Source organism: Pseudomonas sp. Irchel 3A18 (genome assembly GCF_900187465.1).
Lineage (GTDB): Bacteria > Pseudomonadota > Gammaproteobacteria > Pseudomonadales > Pseudomonadaceae > Aquipseudomonas > Aquipseudomonas cichorii.
Window position 1 is genome coordinate 88,721 of sequence record NZ_FYDI01000012.1, and the last position, 21,495, is coordinate 110,215.

Consider the following 21,495-nt stretch of genomic DNA (forward strand, 5'->3'; position numbering starts at 1 on the left):
GAACTAAACTCATGTCAGACCGCAGACAGGGACGCTTGCGAATGAATATGGCACTGCACACTCACACACCCAGGCTGCTCGTTATCGATCCGCGTGGATTGGCGCTACGCAGCGTTGAGTTTTGCCGCAGCAAGCAGGATCAACCTGCCGATGAGCGGGTAACCTGCCAGGCCTACGATGCCGCGGGACGTCTGGTCAGCCAGCGTGATCCTCGTCTTGCACTTCCCAACCTCAGCACGACTTACAGCCTCAGCAATCAGGCGTTGCTGACCGAAAGCGTCGACGCCGGCTGGCGGCTCGGGTTATTGAACGAAGCAGGCTTGCCGGTTGAAGGGTGGGACAGTCGCGGTAGCCGACGCCAGGTTGAATACGATGCTGTGTTGCGTCCGTTGGCAATCACCGAAGACGGGCTGGTAACCGAGCGGCTTGACTACGGTGGGCCAGATGGTTTTGAGCACAACCAGTGCAACCAGCTCATTCGCCATGACGATACGGCGGGGACTCGCCATCTGCCGGATTACGGTTTGCTCGGGGCTGCACTGATCGAAGCTCGGCATTTTCTGCATGCCTTGGAAACACCGGACTGGCCACTGGCCGAAGCAGAGCGCGATGCCCTTCTGGAGAGCGACAGCCTGGAAACACAGTGGGCGTTCAATACTCTGGGCGAACAGATTCGGCAGACCGATGCCATGGGTAATGCGCAGTCCCTCAAACAGACCGTAGCCGGGCAATTGAAAGCCGTCGATCTGAAGTCATCGAGCACCACGCAGACGCTGGTCAGTGATATCCAGTACAACGCCTTCAATCAGGTTGAGCAGGAAACCGCAGGCAATGGTGTGATCAGCCGCTCGCTCTACGATCCTCAAGATGGTCGTTTGATGGAAATTCGTGCGGGCGATCCAGCGTTGCAGCACCTCATCTACGCTTACGACCCGGTCGGTAATATCCTGCGAATCGAAGACGCTGCCCAACCGGTTCGCTTCTTCGCCAATCAGCGCGTCGAGGCGATTAATCACTGCCGCTACGACACACTCTATCAGTTGATCGAGGCCACGGGCCGCGAGGTCAATACCGGTGCCAGTCACGGCCCTGCCCTACCCGGCTTGCAGCCGCTGCCGCCCGATCCGAACCAGATCAGCAATTACACCCAAAACTACGATTACGACAGCGCCGGGAATCTGTTGCAGATGCGCCACGTCGGCGCGCAAAACTTTACCCGCACCATGCGTGTGGCAGAGGACAGCAATCGCAGCCTGCCCGAAGGTGAAACCGACGCGGACTTTGATACCGGCTTCGACCCCAACGGCAACCAGTTGCAACTGGTCCGTGGCCAGACGATGGAGTGGGATGTCCGCAACCAGTTACAGCAAATCACCACCGTCACCCGCGCCACCGAAGCCAGCGATAACGAGCGCTATATCTACGACGGCCAAGGGCAAAGATGCCGCAAGATCAACAGCACTCTGGCCTCCAGTCGCACGCTGAATAACGAGGTTCGCTACCTGCCGGGGCTGGAAATCCGCACCACTGCCGATGGAGAAGTTTTGCACGTCATCACAGCCCGAAACAGTCGGATACTGCACTGGCAGGCAGGTCTGCCGAGCGGCATCGCCAATGATCAAATCCGCTATAGCCTGAGCGATCACTTGGGCTCAAACACTCTGGAACTGGACCAGCAAGGCAACCTGATCAGCCAGGAAAGTTACTACCCGTTTGGCGGTACATCGTGGTGGGCTGCGCGCAGTGCTGTGGAAGCGAAATACAAGACAATTAGATATTCAGGTAAAGAGCGTGATGCCAGCGGGTTGTATTACTACGGGTTCAGGTATTACGCGCCATGGTTGCAGCGCTGGATCAACCCGGACCCGTCAGGCGATGTGGATGGGTTGAATCTCTTTTGCTTTGTCGAGAACAACCCCATCAATCGCATTGATCCAGATGGACAAAAAAACGAAATGGCCAGAGAACGTTGGAGGCTCGCGGTCGATGAAATCAAAGAACGGAAGAACACGAGTGACATAAGCGTCAAAACATTTGCCCCTGGCATAATTGCAGTGAGCATAGAAGGCAAGAATGAATTATTTTCAAGAATGGGGATAAATTTCGCTCGTCCCTTCAAAGGTAAACGCCAACTTTCTTATCTATCTCTAGAGTCGGATTATAAAAGCAAAATTTCAGGTGGCGACTACCGTTTCCCACTAAAGTCTGCACCCGGTTTCAAAATATATGAAGAGGCTGGCGCTCCGACGAGTAATTATATCGCCTTCATCAACGGTGGCTTCTATAACAACAGAGGTGAAGCATCACCCTCTGCACCTACACATGCAGCGATTGGGAAGATATTCATGGGAGGGAAGGAGAAAGCGTCAGTCGATATTCCCAAAGGTTACGAGCAGTATTATGTCCCCCTTACCATGAGTGATGGCTCGACCATTCACACAGGCCCATTATTGACGTCCGGAGGCAAGCTTGAGTTTACTGAAGAGCACTTGAAGGATAAAAAATTCCAATACTCCCCAGAGACGGCTGCCCCCGGACAACTGGGACATGCAGGCACGCCCAATCAGCGTTCGGGCATCAGTATGCCGGTCGTGTTCGATAAAGAATCCAGAATTCGTATCGCAGTAGGTTTGGGTGGAGGCAGAACGCAAAGCTCCCGTGCCTATACAATGCCCGAATGGGCAAATGTAATGCTCAAACTGGATAGTATGAATGCGACATCAGGCTGGTCAGTCAATCTGGATGGTGGCGACAGTTCCGTGTTGGGTGTTGTCTCCCGTAACGGGACCATACTTATGGATCAAGCGGCACTGGCTAATCATAAGCGAAGAATACCCAACTTCATTACCTTTTATAAATAAGTGTAACTTTCGCTCGCGAATGAATTCGTTCCAACATCACCGCTTAGTTGCGCCGATCCAGCAGATTGACCACCAACCGATCAATCCAGCCCCAAAGCCGCTGCTTGACCCGGCGCCACAAAGGTCGGGCTTTCCAGGCGTCCAGAGTAATTTCGGTGCTCTGGGCGAAATCCTTGTCGAAGCTGGCAACCACATCGCGGGTCAGGTCCGGGTCGATGGCTTCGAGGTTGGCCTCAAGGTTGAAGCGCAGGTTCCAGTGATCGAAATTGCAGGAACCAATGCTGACCCAGTCATCGATCAGCACCATTTTCAGGTGCAGGAATCGCGGCCGGTACTCGAAGATTTTCACTCCGGCCCTGAGCAGACGCGGGTAATAGCGATGCCCGGCGTAACGCACCGAGGGATGATCGGTACGCGGGCCGGTAAGCAGCAAGCGAACATCGACACCTCGCAAAGCCGCCTTGCGCAGCGAGCGGCGAACTTTCCAGGTGGGCAGAAAATATGGCGTCGCCAGCCAGATACGCTTCTGGCCGCTGTTCAGCGCGCGGACCAGAGACTGCACGATATCGCGATGCTGACGCGCATCGGCGTAAGCCACGCGCCCTAGGCCGTGACCGGACTCAGGAATTCTTGGCAGATGCCTGAGACCGAAGTCTTCCATGGGTCGCCAGGCCGTGCGGTGCAGGTTGGCGTGGAACTGACGGTCGAACAACGCCTGCCAGTCGATCACCAGCGGGCCGGTGATTTCCACCATCACTTCATGCCACTGGCTGACCGGATGGCTCGGCTCCCAGAATTCATCCGTGACACCCGTACCGCCCACCACCGCCAATGCCTTGTCCACCACCAGCACCTTGCGATGATCGCGGTAAAAATTGCGGATGCCCCGTCGCCAGCGAATCGGGTTATAGAACCGCAGGATCACCCCGGCGTCGGTCAGTTGCCTGCGCAATCCGGTGCTGAAAGCCTGAGAGCCGAAGTCGTCAAACAGACAGCGCACGATCACACCGCGTCGTGCGGCTTCGGCCAACGCTCGAACGATGGCGTCCGCACAGGCGCCTGCTTCGACCAGATACAGCTCCAGATCGACCTGCTGCTCGGCGCGGTCGATGGCGGCGATCATGCGCGGGAAAAACGTCGGGCCATCAATCAGCAGTTGAAAGTGGTTGTCCGGCCGCCAGGGAAAGATCGCTCCCGCCACGTCAGCGTGCCGTGAAGATCAAAACAGCGGTAGCGAGGGTGGCGTGGGCAAGCAGCTTGGGCATGAAAACTCCGAATGCACATTCAAGGGCAACCTTATCCGCCTGTCAGACCGCTGGCAAACAACTCGGTTCGTCTCTCAAGGTGCATCAGGCAGCAAACGACACCCCTGACGTGTGCCCTGCCACGCCGCAACGCTGCTGCGTCCCAACCCGCTGGCACTGACCGACTTGTTTAGTGAGTCATCCGTCAGGGTAGCGGGAATGTATTGCTTGACGTAACTGCGGCAGTAATCGGCAGGATTGTTCATCACATAACGGCACGAACAGTACTCCTTGGCCGTGTAGGCACTGATGATGGTGGGGAACGCTTGCAAGGCAACACGGTATTGCCAGGCGAGTACGGAGATCATCAAGAGCGCCAACAAGAGCAGACTGCTGAAGGGACGACGCAGGATAAACATTCGACGTGCGCTCATTGCCCGCCCTCCTTGCCGAAGGCCACCTGTAATAGCTTGAGCATCCGGTTGTGGTCGTAGCTGCCATCGCGGTCATCGGCATAGCGCACGATGACGAGCTTTTCGCTGGGGATCACATACAGCGCCTGCCCCCAATGCCCAAGCGCCGCGAAGGTCTCGGGCGGAGCATCCGGCCACGGGCCATGGCCACCGTCATGGGTCCGATTGAGCCACCAATGTCCGCCCGGCACTTCGGCGCTCGCTTGTACGTTCTGGCCGCTAAAAGGCGTCAGGACAAAATCCACCCAGGCGGTCGGCAGCAACTGTTGTTGCTGCCAACGCCCGCCGCGCTGCATCAACAGGCCAATACGCGCCAGGTCACGGGCGGTCATGTAGGTGTAGGAAGAACCGACGAAGGTGCCGCTGCCATCGGTTTCCCATGTCGCACTGCCAATGCCAAGCGGGTCGAACAGCGCGGTCCATGGATAGTCCTGGTAAACCTGTTCACCCACCATGTTTTTCAAGGCGGCGGACAGAACATTGCTGTCGCCACTGGAATATCGATACGACGTGCCCGCAGCGCTGGCAATCCCATGGCTGGCCGTAAAACGGGCCATGTCGTCACGACCTCGGGTGTAAAGCATGGCCACGACCGATGAGTTAAGCGGCGCGTATTCATAGTCTTCCTGCCAGTCGAGGCCCGATGCCCAGTGCAGGAGGTCTTGAACGGTCATGTCTGGATGCGTCTTGAGCGGGCTGTAGAACTTTGCGACGGGATCATTCAACTGGAAACGCCCTTGCCCGAATGCCACCCCCAACACAGTGGCCAACACACTCTTGCTGATTGACCAGGTCAGGTGTGGCGTCTGGGCCGTTGTGACTCCGGCATAGCGTTCATAGACGATACGACCGTCACGAATCACCAGCAGGGCATCGCTGCGAACACCTGCGCGGGTCGTGTCGTCACGGGGCGCAAAAGCGTAGTCCTCAAGCGCCTTGAGCGCGGCTGTCGGCGTAACGGGCTCAACGACCCATTGCTCACCTGGCCAGTCTTCGGCCAGTGCCGCAAAGGCATTCAGGCCCACAAGCAAAAGCAGACATAACCGGACAAAACGACGGGACATGGCCAAAGTCTCTGGAGAATAACCGGGCAACCTTAGCAGGGGTTCGTGACAGAACAGATCTCTGGCGGGAGCACATTGGGTGGTGCGAATGAGGTGGGAGCCAATTCATTCGCGAAGGCTAACAACCAACACCATCACCCGCCCCCGTCACACAACCATCACCAAAGCTTCACCTCCATGACACGACGGCTCCCTAGCCTGCACATACAGCAAGCGCTTGGACAATTCAGTCAACCGGCCGCACTTGCATGGCTGGCTTATGGAGATTTCGCATGACCCAGATTGCCCGCATCCGTGACAACACTTCTGACCGTCGTCTTCAGGCCGAACGCCTGATCGGTGCACACGCCCTGCAGGAAGCTCAGGCGTTGCGTTTCAGCGTGTTCAGCGAAGAATTCAACGCCCGTCTCAAAGGCGCTGAACTGGGTCTGGATATTGATGACTACGATGTCCACTGCTCGCATATCGGTGTTCGCGACCTCAACACCGGTCGCCTGGTCGCCACCACCCGTTTGCTCGATCACAAGGCCGCAAGCTCTCTGGGCCGCTTCTACAGCGAAGAAGAATTCAGCTTGCACGGCCTGCTGCATCTGCAAGGCCCGATCCTGGAGCTGGGCCGCACCTGCGTTGACCCGGCCTACCGCAACGGCGGCACCATCGCCGTGTTGTGGAGCGAACTGGCGGAAGTCCTCAACGAAGGTGGTTACAGCTACCTGATGGGCTGCGCCAGCATTCCGATGCAGGACGGCGGCATTCAGGCTCATGCGATCATGCAGCGTTTGCGCGAACGCTATCTGTGCACCGAAAACCTGCGCGCCGAACCCAAGAACCCGCTGCCGACACTCGACATTCCCAATAACGTGATCTGCGAGATGCCGCCACTGCTCAAGGCCTACATGCGCCTGGGTGCGAAGATCTGCGGCGAGCCTTGCTGGGATGAAGATTTCCAGGTCGCCGATGTGTTCATCCTGCTCAAACGCGACGAGTTGTGCCCGCGCTATGCCCGTCACTTCAAGGCAGCCGTGTGATGAGCCGCCTGCGCAGCCATGCGCGTGTTGCACGGGTGTTGCTGGTGATTGCTGTAGGGCTGACGATTGCCGCAGCCTTTGCGGTGATGGAGCGTTTGAAAGTCGGCAGTTCCATGGAACGCCGACAACGCTGGACTCGCTGGTTCATGGCTCGCCTGACCAATGCCCTGCCCTTTCGTGTGACGGTCAGCGGCAAGCTGCCGACTCAGCCAATGCTGTGGGTCAGCAACCATGTGTCATGGACGGATATTCCACTGCTGGGCATGCTCGCGCCGCTGTCGTTTCTGTCCAAGGCCGAGGTACGGACCTGGCCGGTTGCGGGCTGGCTGGCGCTCAAGGCAGGCACCTTGTTCATTCGTCGCGGCTCGGGCGACAGCCGCCTGATCCAGCGCCAGATGGGCAGCCATCTGCAACACGGCACGCCATTGGTGATTTTCCCGGAAGGCACCACCACCGATGGCCGTGCCCTGCGCACCTTCCACGGTCGCCTGCTGTCCAGCGCCATCGAAACAGGCGTGGCCTTGCAACCCGTGGCGATTGCCTATTCACGCGACGGCAAGCCGGACCCGATTGCGCCGTTCATTGGTGATGACGATCTGCTGTCGCACTTGCGCCGCCTGTTCGCCAACGATCAGGGCGATGTGCATATCCATCTGCTGGAGCCGATTCCCACTGCCGGCCTGGAACGTGCCGCACTGGCATTTCAGGCACAACAGGCAGTTCAGGTGGCGCTGTTTGGTGAAACCGCTCAGCCGAGCGAAGCGGTGTCGCGCCCAGCCAGGGCTGCTTGAGCGAAGTCCTGCAACAGCGGATAGAACTCATCGAAATCCGCACTCAAGGGTTGGTACAGCGCCTGCAATTCCTGCATGGCACCGGCCAACCCTTCAGGCCGTGACAGACGCCTGGAAATCCCGCCCAGCACTTGCTCCAGCACCTCGAACTCCCGATACGAACCCAGCCAGTCCTGCGCCGCCATGCGCGGCGCAATCAGTGCCAGGCGCTCTGGCAATTGAGGCTCAGCGGCCAGTGCACCGTAGACCTTGCGGGTAAAGGTTTGCAGCGGGATATCGGCATAGCGGTGCCAGTCCCGTGCCAGGCAATGGTCGAAAAAGACATCCAGCATGATCCCCGCATAACGTCGCCGCTGCACCGGGAAACGAGCCATCGCATCCTTGATCAGCGGATGGTTGTCGGTGAATGAATCGATGCTGCGATGCAGCCGGATCGAGGCTTCCAGCTCCGCAGGAAAACGCCCCGGCAAAGGCCCTTTGACGAAATCGCCATACAGGCTGCCGAGCAATTGGGCGGGCCGTTGGCCGCCAAGATGAAGGTGTGCGAGGTAATTCATGGAGCAAAGCCTACGCCGTTTTCAGAGTGCCGGTCTATATATCGTTATAACCCGATATACCGATTTGATCCTTGCTTAGCGCAATTGCATATTTGTATATCGCGAAATACAGATATAAAGTTCGCTCTATCGCGATATACCGTTAACTGAGAACGACATGACCATCGACCTCGACGAAATAATAAAAGCCCTGGCGCACCCCTTGCGCCGCGAGATCCTGACCTGGCTCAAGGATCCGCGAGCCAGCTTTCCGACTCAGGAATACTCCATCGAACACGGCGTGTGCGCCGGTCAGATCGATCAGCGTGCAGGGATGTCGCAATCCACGGTTTCAGCCCACCTCGCCACTCTGCAACGCGCAGGCCTGATCAGCAGCAAAAAGGTCGGGCAATGGCATTTCTTCAGACGCAATGAAGAAACCATCGAAGCCTTCGTCAAAGCCCTGGTGCAGGAACTGGACAACCAGTCATGACGCCCCAGCCCCCAAGGAGACGCCACGTGCCCTTTCCCTTACTTATTCTGGCCCTGAGCGCCTTTGCCATCGGCACCACTGAATTCGTCATCATGGGCCTGCTGCCCAATGTCGCCGCCGACCTGGGTGTTTCGATCCCCGGCGCCGGCTGGCTGGTGACCGGTTATGCACTGGGGGTAGCCATAGGAGCCCCGTTCATGGCCCTGGCCACCGCCAAGTTGCCGCGCAAGGCCGCACTGGTCACGCTGATGGGTATTTTCATCATCGGTAATCTGCTCTGCGCGCTGGCCAGCGACTACGACGTGCTGATGTTCGCCCGTGTCGTCACAGCCCTGTGCCATGGCGCATTCTTCGGGATCGGTTCAGTGGTTGCCGCAGGCCTGGTCCCGGCCAACCGCCGCGCTTCTGCCGTAGCACTGATGTTTACCGGCCTGACGCTGGCCAACGTGCTGGGCGTGCCGCTGGGCACAGCACTGGGTCAATACGCGGGCTGGCGTTCGACCTTCTGGGCCGTGACCATTATCGGCGTCATTGCCTTCATCGGTCTGGTTCGCTTCCTGCCGGGCAACCGCGAGGAAGAAAAACTCGACATGCGTGCCGAACTGGCCGCACTCAAGGGCGTCGGTATATGGCTGTCGCTGAGCATGACTGCCCTGTTCGCAGCGTCGGTATTCACCCTGTTCACTTACGTTGCGCCATTGCTGGGCGAAGTGACTGGCGTGTCGCCGAACGGCGTGACCTGGACCCTGCTGTTGATCGGCCTGGGCCTGACAGCGGGCAATGTCCTGGGCGGCAAGATGGCTGACCGCAGCATCCCGACCACCCTGATTGGCGTGTTCATCGCCATGGCTGTGATTTCCACCATCCTGAGCTGGAGCAGCGTGGCGCTGATCCCGGCTGAAATCACCCTCTTCCTCTGGGCGGTTGCTGCCTTTGCCGCAGTGCCTGCCTTGCAGATCAATGTCGTGACCTTCGGCAAGGCCGCACCGAATCTGGTATCGACCCTGAATATCGGCGCCTTCAACGTCGGCAATGCGCTGGGCGCGTGGGTCGGCGGCAGTGTCATCGCTCATGGCCTTGGCCTGACCAGCGTGCCACTGGCCGCAGCCGTGCTGGCCGTGCTTGCACTGCTGGTCACCCTGATTACTTTCCGCCAGACCGCCAATCCCGATCTGGCTCCTGCTACCAACTGATCATTTAAGAGGGTTCGACGCATGACAACTATCTTTGACCCGATCACCGTGGGCGATCTGCAACTGCCTAACCGCATCATCATGGCGCCACTGACGCGCTGCCGCGCCGACGAAGGCCGCATACCGAATGCGATGATGGCCGAGTACTACGTACAGCGCGCCTCGGCAGGCCTGATCATCAGCGAAGCCACTTCGGTCACGCCGCTGGGCGTGGGTTACCCGGATACGCCAGGTATCTGGTCCAACGATCAGGTTCGCGGCTGGAGCAATATCACCAAGGCGGTACATGGCGCCGGTGGCCGCATTGTCATGCAACTGTGGCACGTAGGGCGTATTTCCCACCCTTCGTACCTGAACGACGAAACACCTGTAGCACCGAGCGCAATCAAGCCGGCTGGCCATGTGAGCCTGCTGCGTCCCAAGTCCGACTTCGTGACACCTCGCGCGCTGGAACTGGCGGAAATCGGTGATGTGATAGAGGCCTACCGGGTCGGCGCAGAAAACGCCAAGGCTGCCGGTTTCGATGGCGTGGAGCTGCATGCCGCCAACGGTTACCTGATCGATCAGTTCCTGCAGACCAGCACCAACCAGCGCAACGACCAATACGGCGGCACTCTGGAAAACCGTGCCCGTCTTTTGCTGGAAGTCACCGACGCAATCATCGAAATCTGGGGCCCGGGCCGTGTCGGTGTGCATCTGGCACCACGCGCCGACCTGCATGACATGGGCGACGACAACCTGGCCGAAACCTTCGGCTATGTAGCGACTGAACTGGGCAAGCGCGGCATCGCATTCCTGTGCTCCCGGGAAAAGGAAGCAGGCGACAGCCTCGGGCCGCAACTCAAGAAAGCCTTTGGTGGCGTTTACATCGCCAACGAAAGATTCACCAAGGCCAGCAGTAATGCCTGGCTGGCAGAAGGCAAGGCCGATGCCGTGGCCTTCGGTGTGCCTTATATCGCCAACCCGGATCTGGTAGAGCGCCTGGAAAAGGATGCTCCGCTGAACCCGGCCATTCCTGAAACCTTCTACGGCAAAGGCCCGGTTGGCTATATCGATTACCCACGCCTGTAATCACAAAAAACACCACAAAGCCCTGACTCGAAAGAGCCAGGGCTTTTTTGCATCAGAACACTTTTACTTACTTTGTACTTTCAACAGAGCCCTGCACATTACCGTCTGCATCCGTGATCGTGCCATCGGCCAACTTCCAGCGACCATCCGGATACTTCACCGAACCATCGGCCAGCAACCAGGTGCCATCTTTATACAGATAGCTACCATCGACATACTGCGTGGTGCCATCGGCATGCACGATAGTACCGTCCACGTTCTGCACGGTGCCGTCAGGGCTGGTGACCGATTGCCCTTGCGCATCGGCAACACTCCCATTGGGATAAGTGACGGTCCCGTTGGGGTTGAATACGCTATTGAGCGGATGGACCAATTGCAGAACACCCGTTGCCGTATTGATTACGTTCAATGTTGTTTCCAGACGCGATGGTCGCACTGGAGCAGGCGGCAGACTTGAAGCATTGATGCTGGGCGCAGAGCCGCTGAAAACCGGTGTTGGCGGGACCGGGCTGACTGCAGGCTTTTTAGCTGTCGGCTTGACGGGCAGAACAGGCTTGACCGGCGGCTTGGTCGGTAGTGTCGGTTTGACCGGAGGCTTGGGAGGTGCCACTGGCTTGACCGGAGGCTGTTTCGGTTTGGTAGGAAACTTCGGTGGCTTGGTGGGAGGCCAGCCTGGCTTGGGTGGTTTTATCCCCACGCGGGGCCTTTGCTGCAAATCTGCAAGCTTGTCCGGCCCCGCAGGAACACCCACAACGTCACTATAATCGTCAGAACTTTTAAAACTTTCCTCAGCCCTGTTCGATACTTTATTTTCGACGCCTTTCATACTCTTGATTCCATTCATTATTTAAACTCCTATTTAAAACCGCACCTCCACAGTAATACCTGCCACCCAATATTTCGTATATTTATTTATTGAGTGAGATATTTTTACTTAACAAATTCAAACAAGAAACTCATTAAAAACAAAAATCGATTACTTATAAAAAACCGTCTAACCCTAATTAAAACGCGCACGAAAGAGTGCCTTTGCGCACTGTTCAAGCGCCTGTCACTGTCCCAAGGCGAGAACCTGAAATCGACCTGCCCCGCGACAAAGTTGCCACGGGGCAGGCCTGAACCTTATCGACTGGCGTTGACCTGCTGCGACAACGTCTGGATCTGGCTGGTCAGGGTGTTGATGCTGCGGGTCACCTGAGCGCGGAAGGCATCGAACTCGGCAGTATTGCCAGCACTGGCCGCCACAGGTGCCGGGCGGTTTTCCTGTTCGCTCTTGAGCACCACAAGGTCCTGTTCAAGGCGCTCGATGGCCGCTGACGGGTTGCCCTGTTTTTTCAGAGTCGCTACATCGGCACTCAGGCTCTTGAGCTGGGTGTCTAACTTGGCCTGATCGCTCTGGGCAGCTTTGAGGTCCGGCAATGCGGTCTTGAGGGCTGTCAGTTCGATAGCGACGTTCTTGAGCTGTTCCTGCAACTGCGCATTGTCATGCTGTTGCTGCGCAGCTTGTGTGGATATCTGCTCCAGACGCTTGTCCAGGCTGGTTTGCTGCCCTTCGACACCTGCGCGTTGCTTGTCCTGATCTTCCAGTTGCGCTTCAAGAAGCTTGATGCGCTGCTTGAGGGCTTCGCCATCGCTGCTCAGGGATTCGGTCGCGACCACCTTGCCGGAAATATCCTGTAGGCGACCGGCCGCTTCCTCGCTGATGCGGGCAAAACTTTCCTGGGTCGCGACCAGTTGCTGTTCCATCAGGGAAACCTGCTGGAAGCTCCACCAGCCCAGACCACAGAACGCAATGAACAAAGCGCCCACCAAAGCCCAGAGCGGACCGGTGCTCGGCCCTTTGACCTTGACCACCGGCGTGGTGCGCGAGTGCACAGTCGTGCGTTCACGAGCCCCTTTGGTAGGGACGAAATCATCGTCATCGTCGTCCTTGGCACTGAGGTTCGGAACGTCATCGACGTCGTCGTATGGATCGTTACGCATGGGTAACCCTTTAAAAGAAACGGTTGAAACCAAAGTTGCGCAGTATAACCGGGCTCTGTTGCCGTTTCAGCGCGAACCACCCTGCTGGGCCGACCACCAGCCACAGAACTCATCCAGCGCAGTCCATAGGCTGACTCTGGGCTGGTAATCCAGATAATGCCTGGCCCGGCTGATATCAAGCGTGAAATCCTTGTTCATGACCTGCATACCCAACCTCGACAGCGTGGGTTCAGGTCGACCCGGCCACAACAGGCATGCGCCTTCGTTGATCGCCGCGGCGGTATACGCCAACCGGTATGAGCGATAGCGCGTGACCTGAGGCAACTGCATCTGGCGCATCACATAGTTGATGGCATCCCACAGCGGGACCGGCGCACCATTGCTGATGTTATAGGCCTTGCCCAGCGCCGACCCGGTTGCCAGCAGGCTGCTTAACATGGCGTCGTTAAGATTCTGCATGCTGGTGAAATCCACCACGTTCAGGCCATTGCCCACGATTGCCAGACGCTTCTTGCGCTGCATGTGCAGCAGGCGCGGGAAAATGCTGGTGTCGCCCGCACCCGTTACAAAACGCGGCCGCAAGGCGATGACTTCAAGCCCGAACTCTTCAGCGCCAAACACTTTTTGCTCAGCCAGGTACTTGGTGCTGGCGTAGTGATTGTGCAAGCGCCTTGGCACTTGCTCTTCCTTGATGTCGCGGTGCGAACGTCCGTCGAAATAGATCGACGGCGACGAAAGATGGACAAGCCTTCGCACTCTTTGTTTCAGACAGGCCTCGACAATGTTTTCGGTGAGCTGCACGTTGCCCTGGACGAAATCCTGGCGAGTCCCCCATAAACCGACCGCACCGGCGCAATGCACCACGGCCTCCACGTCATGACACAAGGCCTTGACCAGTTCCGGGTCCGCCAGATCACCCTGGATGAACTCGGCGCCGCGTCGTACCAGATGCTCGACACCTGTGGCCCGACGGCCATTGATGCGCACGCTCATGCCCTGCTCAAGAGCAAAACGCGCAAAGCGTCCGCCGATGAAGCCGCTTGCGCCGGTGACCAGAATCTTCATTTACCGCTCCCACATTTCATATGTCTGCACTGACGCTCACTTGTCGTTCAGGGGCACCAGCCACTTGCTCGCCTGCTGCACCAGATTCTCAGTGAGGCGCGTCAGCAATTGCCCGCCGTTGCGCCAGTGGTGCCAATACAAGGGCACATCGATGTAGCGTTCAGGCACCAGTTCGCGCAACGAGCCTTGCTGCAATTGCGTCTGCACCTGTAACTCGGGCACCAGCCCCCAGCCGACACCCGCCTCTATCATCCGCACAAACCCTTCGGACGAAGGGCACAGATGATGCTCGAAACCGCCCTCGCACCCAAGCAGGGCAAGGTAGCGGTGCTGTAAAAAGTCATCGGGGCCAAACACCAGAGCCGCTGAACGCATCAGCTTTTCAGGGCTGACGCCTTCGGCGAAATACCGTTCGATGAACGCCGGGCTGGCCAGCGCACGATAGCGCATGGCACCCAGCAACTGGCTGCGAGCGCCGGCCACCGGTCGCTCGCTGCCACACAGGCAGGCGGCCACTTCACCAGCGCGCATGCGTTTGAGGCCGACGTCCTGATCCTCGACCACCAGATCCAGCAACAGACGTTGCTCGGCACAGAAGGCACCCACTGTCGGCGCCCACCAGGTTGCCAGACTGTCGGCATTGATCGCGATGCGCAGCCGTTCAGGCAGGCCATTTTCGTCCAGCGCAGGCACCAGGCCTTGCAGGTCACGTTCCAGCAGACGCACCTGCTGCACGTGGTTGAGCAGGCGTCTGCCGATATCGGTAGGCGTGGGTGGCGTGGCCCGTACCAGCACCGGCTGGCCAATGCGCGCTTCAAGCAGCTTGATGCGTTGCGAGACGGCCGACTGGGACAACCCCAATACCTGAGCGGCACGTTCAAAACCTGCCTGCTCAATGACAGCCGCCAGGGCTGACAGTAACTTGTAATCGAACATCAGTTTTCCTAATGAGGAATCAGGAATATTTGTTTTTCTTATACACCCAGAGGCCAGACAATCGCTACCTCTCCTCGGCATTGCGGAATTCATTTCATGTGGCAAAGTTACTTCAACGGCCTGTTGGTCGCGGGCGGCCTGATCATGGCCATCGGTGCACAGAATGCTTTTGTCCTGGCACAGGGACTGAGACGCGAACACCACGTGCCGGTGGCGATGCTGTGTATCCTCTGCGATGCGATTCTCGTCGCTGTAGGGGTTTTCGGTCTGGCGAATGTCCTGGTGCAGAACCCGACCTTGCTGGCGATCGCACGCTGGGGCGGCGTGATCTTCCTGACCTGGTACGGCGTGCAGGCCTTGCGTCGCGCCTGTTCGCGCCAGAGCCTTGAGCAAAGTGCGACCGCTGGCCAAAGATCGCGTCGTGCAGTGCTGCTCAGCGCTCTGGCAGTCACGCTGCTCAATCCGCACGTGTATCTCGATACGGTCCTGCTGATCGGCTCGCTGGGTGCGCAGCAAAGTGCGCCAGGCGCCTATGTCGCCGGTGCCGCCAGCGCTTCGTTTCTGTGGTTCTCGACCCTCGCCATCGGCGCGGCCTGGCTTGCCCCATGGCTGGCACGCCCGGCTACGTGGAGGCTGCTCGATCTGATGGTGGCAGTGATGATGTTCAGTGTGGCGGCACAATTGATCAGGGCTGACTGAAAGGCTTTTCCTTTTAGTGATAAATGGATACAACGGCTCTGGAACCTTTATCCCACACACTTGTTGCGTGGTTAAGCCGAAGGCCCGGTGCTATGATCCGGGGTCTGCGCCGCAAAAGAGTAAAAACTCCCGGTGCATGCTGTATACGGCCGCCCGTGATCGGCCTTGCGATTACCGCAATCGACCTGATAAGGAGATGAACCATGGCTTTTGAATTGCCACCTCTGCCCTACGCAAAAGACGCTCTGGTGCCGCACCTTACTGCTGAGACGCTGGAATATCACCACGACAAGCACCACAACACCTATGTCGTGAACCTGAACAACCTGGTGCCAGGCACCGAGTTTGAAGGCAAGACTCTGGAAGAAATCATCAAGACTTCTTCGGGCGGCATCTTCAACAACGCCGCTCAGGTCTGGAACCACACGTTCTACTGGGAATGCCTGTCGCCAAATGGCGGCGGCGAGCCAACCGGCGCTCTGGCCGATGCCATCACCGCTGCATTCGGCTCCTTCGAGAAATTCAAGGAAGAGTTCAGCAAAACCGCCATCGGCACTTTCGGTTCCGGTTGGGGCTGGCTGGTGAAGAAAGCTGACGGTTCCCTGGCTCTGGCCAGCACCATCGGTGCAGGCAACCCGCTGACCAGCGGCGACACCCCGCTGCTGACCTGCGACGTCTGGGAACACGCTTACTACATCGACTACCGCAACCTGCGTCCGAAGTACGTCGAAGCGTTCTGGAACCTGGTGAACTGGGACTTCGTGGCCAAGCAATACGCTGCCTGATTCCTGCTGTTTACAAAAAACCCGGCCATGCCGGGTTTTTTATTGTGTGCCATTCAGTCCTTTGATTTAAAAAGAAATACTGCGCCCTCCAGACCGACCTTGTCCGCCCTCCCGAATCCCGCCGGTAAATATCCTTCGCTTGCTATCGTTTTCATCAACGAAGACCCCGCCACTCAAGGCCTGCGTACCATCAATACGCTATTACGAGTGCAGACGTTCGCAACCAACAAGGGACTTACTCCATGTCATCGGTCAGTCGTCGTTCTTTCGTTACCCTCTCTGCCCTGGCCTGCACAAGCCTGGCACTCCCGCGAATCAGCTCAGCCGCTCCCGCAACCAAGCATCCTGCCGGCAATGACAGGATTCATCTCAACTTCAATGAAAGCCATCTAGGCCCTTCTCCCCTGGCACTTGAAAAAATGCAGGCTGGTGCAGCCTCGACAGGACGCTATCACTACGGCGCGCAATTGAAACTGATCGAGCTGTTTGCCAGACAGAATCAGATACCCAGTGATTACGTGCATGCCTACAGCGGCTCGCGTGAACCCTTGCAGTACGCCATTGCGGCCTTTACCGATGAGCACCGCAGCCTTACTCTCGCTACACCTTCCTATGATGCGCCCATCGAAGCGGCTAACAGCCAGCACGTCGCCTTTCATGAAGTCCCCCTGCTACCTGACGGGGCACATGATCTTGAGGCCATGTTGAAAGTCGACAAGACACCCGGCCTGATTTACATCTGTAACCCCAACAATCCCACCGGGACCGTGACACCCCAGCAGCAGATAGAAAAAGCCATACTCACCAAACCCGAAGGTTCAGTGGTGCTGATCGATGAGGCGTACATTCACTTCTCGGATGCCGCCAGCCTTGTTTCGCTGGCAGCCAGGCGCAAGGATGTTCTGGTCCTGCGCACCTTCTCCAAGCTCTATGGCATGGCGGGAGCCAGGCTGGGTCTGGCGGTAGGACATCCCGAACTGCTGGAGAAAATAGAAGTGTGGGGCGGCAACAATTTCGTCCCGCTGCCTGCGGCCATGGGCGGCATGGCCAGTCTTGAAGACCCTGACTTGGTAAGGCAGCGCAAGCAGCTCAATACCCGCGTACGCGAAGAAACCCGTGCCTTTCTCGCAAGCCATGGATTCACCTGCACGCCTTCCCAGGCCAATTGCTTCATGATAGATACCGGCCATGAGGCTGAGAGGGTCATCAAGGGATTGGCCAAACGCAATATTCTGATTGGCAGGAAATGGGATGTCTGGCCGACCTGGGTGCGAGTCAGCATTGGTACAGAGGCAGAAATGCAGGCATTTCGCCAAGCATTCCTCGAAGTCGTACAACAATTGGCCTGAGTTTTCCGGACCCAGCGCTCTGGGTCGGCTTTCTTCCCCCGCTTCGTGCCAGCGGGGGCATCCAGCCTCAACCTGACACGGCTGGTTTACATGTTGCCAGAAGGCAATAGCATACTAATATTACTTCTTGTATTTACAGAGTCATACTCAAGTTCCATGCATACTCGCCCGACACAGTAGAGTTGCCTGGATCCAACGCTACGCGCAGGCAGGACAAAGGAAGCAGAAATCGGCCTGATGAGTACACGCTCGTCACAGGGCTGACACAGCTGGTTTTTCGATGGGTGCAGGGTTGCACGCTCCCGGCACGAATTAAGGAATGACCATTTGAAGCTGGAACTCAAACACAGCTTGTCGGTTAAGTTGTTGCGCGTAGTACTGCTTTCAGCGCTGCTCGTGGGCGTTGTCTTGAGTTGCGCACAAATTGTCTACGATGCCTACAAGACCCACCAGAACGTGGCCAGTGATGCCGAACGTATTCTGGACATGTTCCGTGACCCGTCGACCCAGGCGGTGTACAGCCTGGACCGGGAAATGGGCATGCAGGTCATCGAAGGTCTGTTCCAGGATGACTCCGTTCGCATGGCCTCCATCGGGCACCCGAACGAAACGTTGCTCGCAGAAAAAGCGCGCCCTCTGAAAGATTCTCCCATTCGCTGGCTCACAGACATCATTCTTGGCCAGGAGCGCAGCTTCACGACCCAACTGGTCGGCCGCAGCCCCTACAGCGAATACTACGGTGATCTGCGCATCACGCTGGATACCGCCAACTATGGCGAGAGCTTTATCATCAATGCGGTGATCATTTTCGTGTCAGGGGTATTACGTGCCCTGGCCATGGGTCTGGTGTTGTATCTGGTCTATCACTGGCTGCTGACCAAGCCGCTGTCCCGAATCATCGAACACCTGACCAGCATCAACCCGGACCGCCCAAGCGAACACCTGCTGCCGCTGCTCAAGGGCCATGAAAAGAATGAGTTGGGTATCTGGGTCAATACCGCCAACCAGTTGCTGGCCTCCATCGAGCGCAATACCCACCTTCGCCACGAAGCGGAAAACAGCCTGCAGCGCATGGCCCAATACGACTTCCTGACCGGCCTGCCCAATCGCCTGCAATTACAGACACAACTGGACAAGATTCTGGTGGACGCCGGACGCCTGCAGCGTCGTGTCGCGGTGTTGTGTGTCGGCCTGGATGATTTCAAAGGCATCAACGAGCAGTTCAGTTATCAGACCGGCGACCAGTTGCTTCTGGCCCTGGCAGACCGGCTGCGCGCTCATAGCGGGCGACTGGGTGCTCTGGCACGCCTGGGTGGCGACCAGTTCGCTCTGGTTCAGGCCGATATCGAGCAGCCTTATGAAGCCGCAGAGCTGGCGCAGAATATTCTGGATGACCTTGAGGCGCCGTTCGCCCTGGATCTTCATGAAATCCGCCTGCGCGCAACCATCGGCATCACTTTGTTCCCGGAAGACGGCGACAGCACCGAGAAGCTGCTGCAGAAAGCCGAACAGACCATGACCCTGGCCAAGACACGCTCGCGCAACCGCTATCAGTTCTATATCGCCAGTGTCGACAGCGAAATGCGCCGCCGTCGCGAGCTGGAAAAAGACCTGCGCGAAGCCCTGCCCCGAGGCCAGCTATATCTGGTCTATCAGCCACAGATCAGCTATCGCGACCATCGGGTGATGGGCGTCGAGGCGTTGATCCGCTGGCAACACCCGGAGCACGGTCTGGTGCCGCCCGATGTCTTCATTCCGCTGGCAGAGCAGAACGGCACCATCATCGCCATCGGTGAGTGGGTGCTCGATCAGGCCTGTCGCCAGTTGCGGGAGTGGCACGATCAGGGCTTCACCGAACTGCGTATGGCGGTCAACCTGTCCACTGTGCAACTTCACCACTCGGAACTGCCCCGCGTGGTCAACAACCTGTTGCAGATCTACCGCCTGCCACCTCGCAGCCTGGAGCTGGAAGTCACCGAAACCGGCCTGATGGAAGACATCGACACCGCCGCCCAGCACTTGCTCAGCCTGCGCCGCTCAGGTGCGCTGATCGCCATCGACGACTTCGGTACCGGCTATTCGTCACTGAGTTATCTCAAGAGCCTGCCGCTGGACAAGATCAAGATCGACAAGAGCTTCGTGCAGGACCTGCTCGACGACGATGACGATGCGACCATCGTGCGCGCCATTATCCAGTTGGGTAAAAGCCTCGGCATGCAGGTCATTGCCGAAGGCGTGGAAACCAGCGAACAGGAAGCCTACATCATCTCCGAAGGCTGTCATGAAGGTCAGGGCTACCTGTACAGCAAACCCCTGCCCGGCCGTGACATCCTGCCGTACCTGAAACAGGCGCAGCGCAGCCAGGTAGAGGCGTGAGCGAATTCATTCGCGAATGAATGCGCTCCTACGGCCAGTTTCGGGTTGTCTTGAAACCGACAGTTACATGTCGTCGAATGCTCGTTCACGACTTTAAGGGCGTTATGCCTTTACACCGAATGCAAATCTTTCGCATTATGTCGCAGTTTTTCTGGGCGCCCGGCGCCATAAATCCCCTAGACGCAGGAATTCGTCATGATTCGTATGCCTCTGGCAACAGCTAGTCTGCTGGCCATAGCTATCTCCCTCGCCGGTTGCGGTGAAGGCAAGGACAAGGCAGCCGCTCCCGCCCCTGCTGCAGCTCCTGTGACTCCGGCAGCAGCGCCTGCCGCACCTGCTTCATCAGCTGCAACCCAGACCGATGACGCCGCTGCCAAGGCCGTGGTCGCCAATTACACCAACATTGTCTTCGCCGTGTTCAGCGATGCCGAAACCGGCGCCAAGAAGCTGCAGACCGCTGTCGATGCTTTCCTTGCCGCACCGAACGACCAGACCCTCAAGGCTGCTCGTGATGCCTGGGTTGCCGCCCGCGTGCCTTACATGCAGAGCGAAGTCTTCCGCTTCGGCAATACCATCATCGACGACTGGGAAGGTCAGGTTAACGCCTGGCCCCTGGACGAAGGCCTGATCGACTACGTGGCCAAGGATTACCAGCACGCGCTGGGCAACCCGGGCGCGACCGCCAACATCATTGCCAACACTGAAATCCAGGTCGGCGAAGACAAGGTAGACGTCAAGGACATCACCGCCGAGAAACTCGCCAGCCTCAATGAGCTGGGCGGTTCCGAGGCCAACGTCGCCACCGGCTACCACGCCATCGAATTCCTGCTGTGGGGCCAGGACCTGAACGGCACCGGCCCTGGCGCCGGCGCACGTCCTGCCAGCGACTACCTGGAAGGTGCCGGTGCAACCGGCGGCCACAACGACCGTCGCCGTGCCTACCTCAAGGCCGTGACCGAACTGCTGGTCACCGACCTGGAAGAAATGTCGCTCAACTGGAAACCCGGTGTAGCCGACAACTATCGCGCGTCCCTGGAAGCAGAAACCGGCGAAAGCGGCCTGCGCAAAATGCTGTTCGGCATGGGCAGCCTGTCCCTGGGCGAACTGGCCGGCGAGCGCATGAAAGTGGCACTGGAAGCCAACTCCAGCGAAGACGAGCACGACTGCTTCAGCGACAACACGCACAACTCGCACTTCTACAACGGCAAAGGCATCCGCAACGTCTACCTGGGCGAATACACCCGCACCGACGGCAGCAAGATCACCGGTCCGAGTATCTCGTCCCTGGTCGCCAAGGTTGACCCGGCCACCGACGCCATCCTGCGCGCCGACCTGGACGACACCCAGGCCAAGTTGCAAGTGATCGTTGACCACGCCAACAAGGGCGAGCACTTCGACCAGTTGATCGCAGCGGGCAACACTGCTGGCAATCAAGTGGTGCGTGACGCCATTGGAGCCCTGGTCAAACAGACCGGCGCCATCGAGCAAGCCGCAGGCAAGCTGGGCATCACCGACCTGAACCCGGACAACGCCGATCACGAGTTCTGA

19 protein-coding genes are annotated in these 21,495 nt (G+C 58.1%); 11 read left to right on the forward strand and 8 right to left on the reverse strand.

Annotation, left to right across the window (positions count from 1 at the left end):
• Window positions 1-41 precede the first annotated feature (41 nt).
• Complete coding sequence (locus CKW23_RS20310) at window positions 42-2,861, forward strand: RHS repeat-associated core domain-containing protein (RefSeq protein WP_051427745.1); 2,820 nt, start codon at window positions 42-44, stop codon at window positions 2,859-2,861.
• A 43-nt stretch (window positions 2,862-2,904) separates the two neighbouring features.
• Here the strand turns inward: CKW23_RS20310 and CKW23_RS20315 are convergent, their stop codons facing one another.
• The 3 genes from CKW23_RS20315 to CKW23_RS20325 all read right to left on the reverse strand — a co-directional run bounded on the left by CKW23_RS20315 (window position 2,905) and on the right by CKW23_RS20325 (window position 5,642).
• Window positions 2,905-4,062, reverse strand: a complete 1,158-nt coding sequence (locus CKW23_RS20315; RefSeq protein WP_025261658.1) for a phosphatidylserine/phosphatidylglycerophosphate/cardiolipin synthase family protein — start codon at window positions 4,060-4,062, stop codon at window positions 2,905-2,907.
• Window positions 4,063-4,200: 138 nt separating this feature from the next.
• Window positions 4,201-4,539 (reverse strand): hypothetical protein, encoded by a 339-nt coding sequence (locus tag CKW23_RS20320; RefSeq protein ID WP_025261659.1) that lies wholly within the window; start codon window positions 4,537-4,539, stop codon window positions 4,201-4,203.
• The gene (locus CKW23_RS20325; protein WP_095068205.1) at window positions 4,536-5,642 is read right to left on the reverse strand and encodes a serine hydrolase; all 1,107 of its coding nucleotides are present in this window, start codon (window positions 5,640-5,642) and stop codon (window positions 4,536-4,538) included. The genes CKW23_RS20320 and CKW23_RS20325 overlap by 4 nt, the downstream gene beginning before the upstream one ends.
• A 272-nt stretch (window positions 5,643-5,914) precedes the next feature.
• Between CKW23_RS20325 and olsB the strand changes: the two genes are divergently transcribed.
• Window positions 5,915-6,670 carry an L-ornithine N(alpha)-acyltransferase gene (gene olsB / locus CKW23_RS20330; RefSeq protein ID WP_025261661.1) on the forward strand — a complete coding sequence of 252 codons (756 nt, stop codon included), beginning with the start codon at window positions 5,915-5,917 and terminating at the stop codon, window positions 6,668-6,670.
• Window positions 6,670-7,461, forward strand: a complete 792-nt coding sequence (locus CKW23_RS20335) for a 1-acyl-sn-glycerol-3-phosphate acyltransferase (RefSeq protein WP_025261662.1) — start codon at window positions 6,670-6,672, stop codon at window positions 7,459-7,461. The genes olsB and CKW23_RS20335 overlap by 1 nt, the downstream gene beginning before the upstream one ends.
• Here the strand turns inward: CKW23_RS20335 and CKW23_RS20340 are convergent.
• A complete protein-coding gene (locus CKW23_RS20340) occupies window positions 7,419-8,018 on the reverse strand; it encodes an ACP phosphodiesterase (RefSeq protein WP_025261663.1) in 600 nt (199 codons plus the stop codon). The two genes, CKW23_RS20335 and CKW23_RS20340, sit on opposite strands and share 43 nt — an antisense overlap.
• Window positions 8,019-8,175: 157 nt before the next feature.
• On the opposite strand from CKW23_RS20340, the gene CKW23_RS20345 reads away from it, so the two are divergent.
• Genes CKW23_RS20345 through CKW23_RS20355 form a run of 3 tightly spaced genes read left to right on the forward strand, consistent with a single transcriptional unit; the run spans window position 8,176 to window position 10,754 of the window.
• The gene (locus CKW23_RS20345; RefSeq protein ID WP_025261664.1) at window positions 8,176-8,490 is read left to right on the forward strand and encodes a helix-turn-helix transcriptional regulator; all 315 of its coding nucleotides are present in this window, start codon (window positions 8,176-8,178) and stop codon (window positions 8,488-8,490) included.
• A 26-nt stretch (window positions 8,491-8,516) separates the two neighbouring features.
• Entirely contained in the window at window positions 8,517-9,683 is a 1,167-nt protein-coding gene (locus CKW23_RS20350) for an MFS transporter (protein ID WP_095068206.1), read from the forward strand.
• Window positions 9,684-9,704: 21 nt separating this feature from the next.
• Window positions 9,705-10,754, forward strand: coding sequence for an alkene reductase (locus tag CKW23_RS20355; RefSeq protein WP_025261666.1), 1,050 nt, complete (start codon window positions 9,705-9,707; stop codon window positions 10,752-10,754).
• Between the two features lie 67 nt (window positions 10,755-10,821).
• Here CKW23_RS20355 and CKW23_RS20360 read toward each other — a convergent pair whose 3' ends face one another.
• From CKW23_RS20360 to CKW23_RS20375, 4 genes are all read right to left on the reverse strand, one after another.
• Entirely contained in the window at window positions 10,822-11,364 is a 543-nt protein-coding gene (locus CKW23_RS20360) for a hypothetical protein (protein WP_143008667.1), read from the reverse strand.
• Between the two features lie 512 nt (window positions 11,365-11,876).
• Window positions 11,877-12,737 (reverse strand): ATPase, encoded by an 861-nt coding sequence (locus CKW23_RS20365; RefSeq protein WP_025261668.1) that lies wholly within the window; start codon window positions 12,735-12,737, stop codon window positions 11,877-11,879.
• Between the two features lie 66 nt (window positions 12,738-12,803).
• The gene (locus CKW23_RS20370) at window positions 12,804-13,802 is read right to left on the reverse strand and encodes an NAD(P)-dependent oxidoreductase (protein WP_095068208.1); all 999 of its coding nucleotides are present in this window, start codon (window positions 13,800-13,802) and stop codon (window positions 12,804-12,806) included.
• A 36-nt stretch (window positions 13,803-13,838) separates the two neighbouring features.
• Window positions 13,839-14,738, reverse strand: coding sequence for a LysR family transcriptional regulator ArgP (locus CKW23_RS20375; RefSeq protein ID WP_025261670.1), 900 nt, complete (start codon window positions 14,736-14,738; stop codon window positions 13,839-13,841).
• A 96-nt stretch (window positions 14,739-14,834) separates the two neighbouring features.
• On the opposite strand from CKW23_RS20375, the gene CKW23_RS20380 reads away from it, so the two are divergent.
• From CKW23_RS20380 to CKW23_RS20400, 5 genes are all read left to right on the forward strand, one after another.
• On the forward strand, window positions 14,835-15,437 hold the full coding sequence (locus CKW23_RS20380; protein WP_025261671.1) for a LysE/ArgO family amino acid transporter: 603 nt from the start codon (window positions 14,835-14,837) through the stop codon (window positions 15,435-15,437).
• Between the two features lie 203 nt (window positions 15,438-15,640).
• Window positions 15,641-16,222 carry a superoxide dismutase gene (locus tag CKW23_RS20385; RefSeq protein WP_025261672.1) on the forward strand — a complete coding sequence of 194 codons (582 nt, stop codon included), beginning with the start codon at window positions 15,641-15,643 and terminating at the stop codon, window positions 16,220-16,222.
• 242 nt (window positions 16,223-16,464) lie between these two features.
• Window positions 16,465-17,571, forward strand: a complete 1,107-nt coding sequence (locus tag CKW23_RS20390; protein ID WP_025261673.1) for a pyridoxal phosphate-dependent aminotransferase — start codon at window positions 16,465-16,467, stop codon at window positions 17,569-17,571.
• 327 nt (window positions 17,572-17,898) lie between these two features.
• Window positions 17,899-19,947 carry a bifunctional diguanylate cyclase/phosphodiesterase gene (locus CKW23_RS20395; protein WP_025261674.1) on the forward strand — a complete coding sequence of 683 codons (2,049 nt, stop codon included), beginning with the start codon at window positions 17,899-17,901 and terminating at the stop codon, window positions 19,945-19,947.
• Window positions 19,948-20,142: 195 nt separating this feature from the next.
• Entirely contained in the window at window positions 20,143-21,495 is a 1,353-nt protein-coding gene (locus CKW23_RS20400; RefSeq protein ID WP_095068209.1) for an imelysin family protein, read from the forward strand.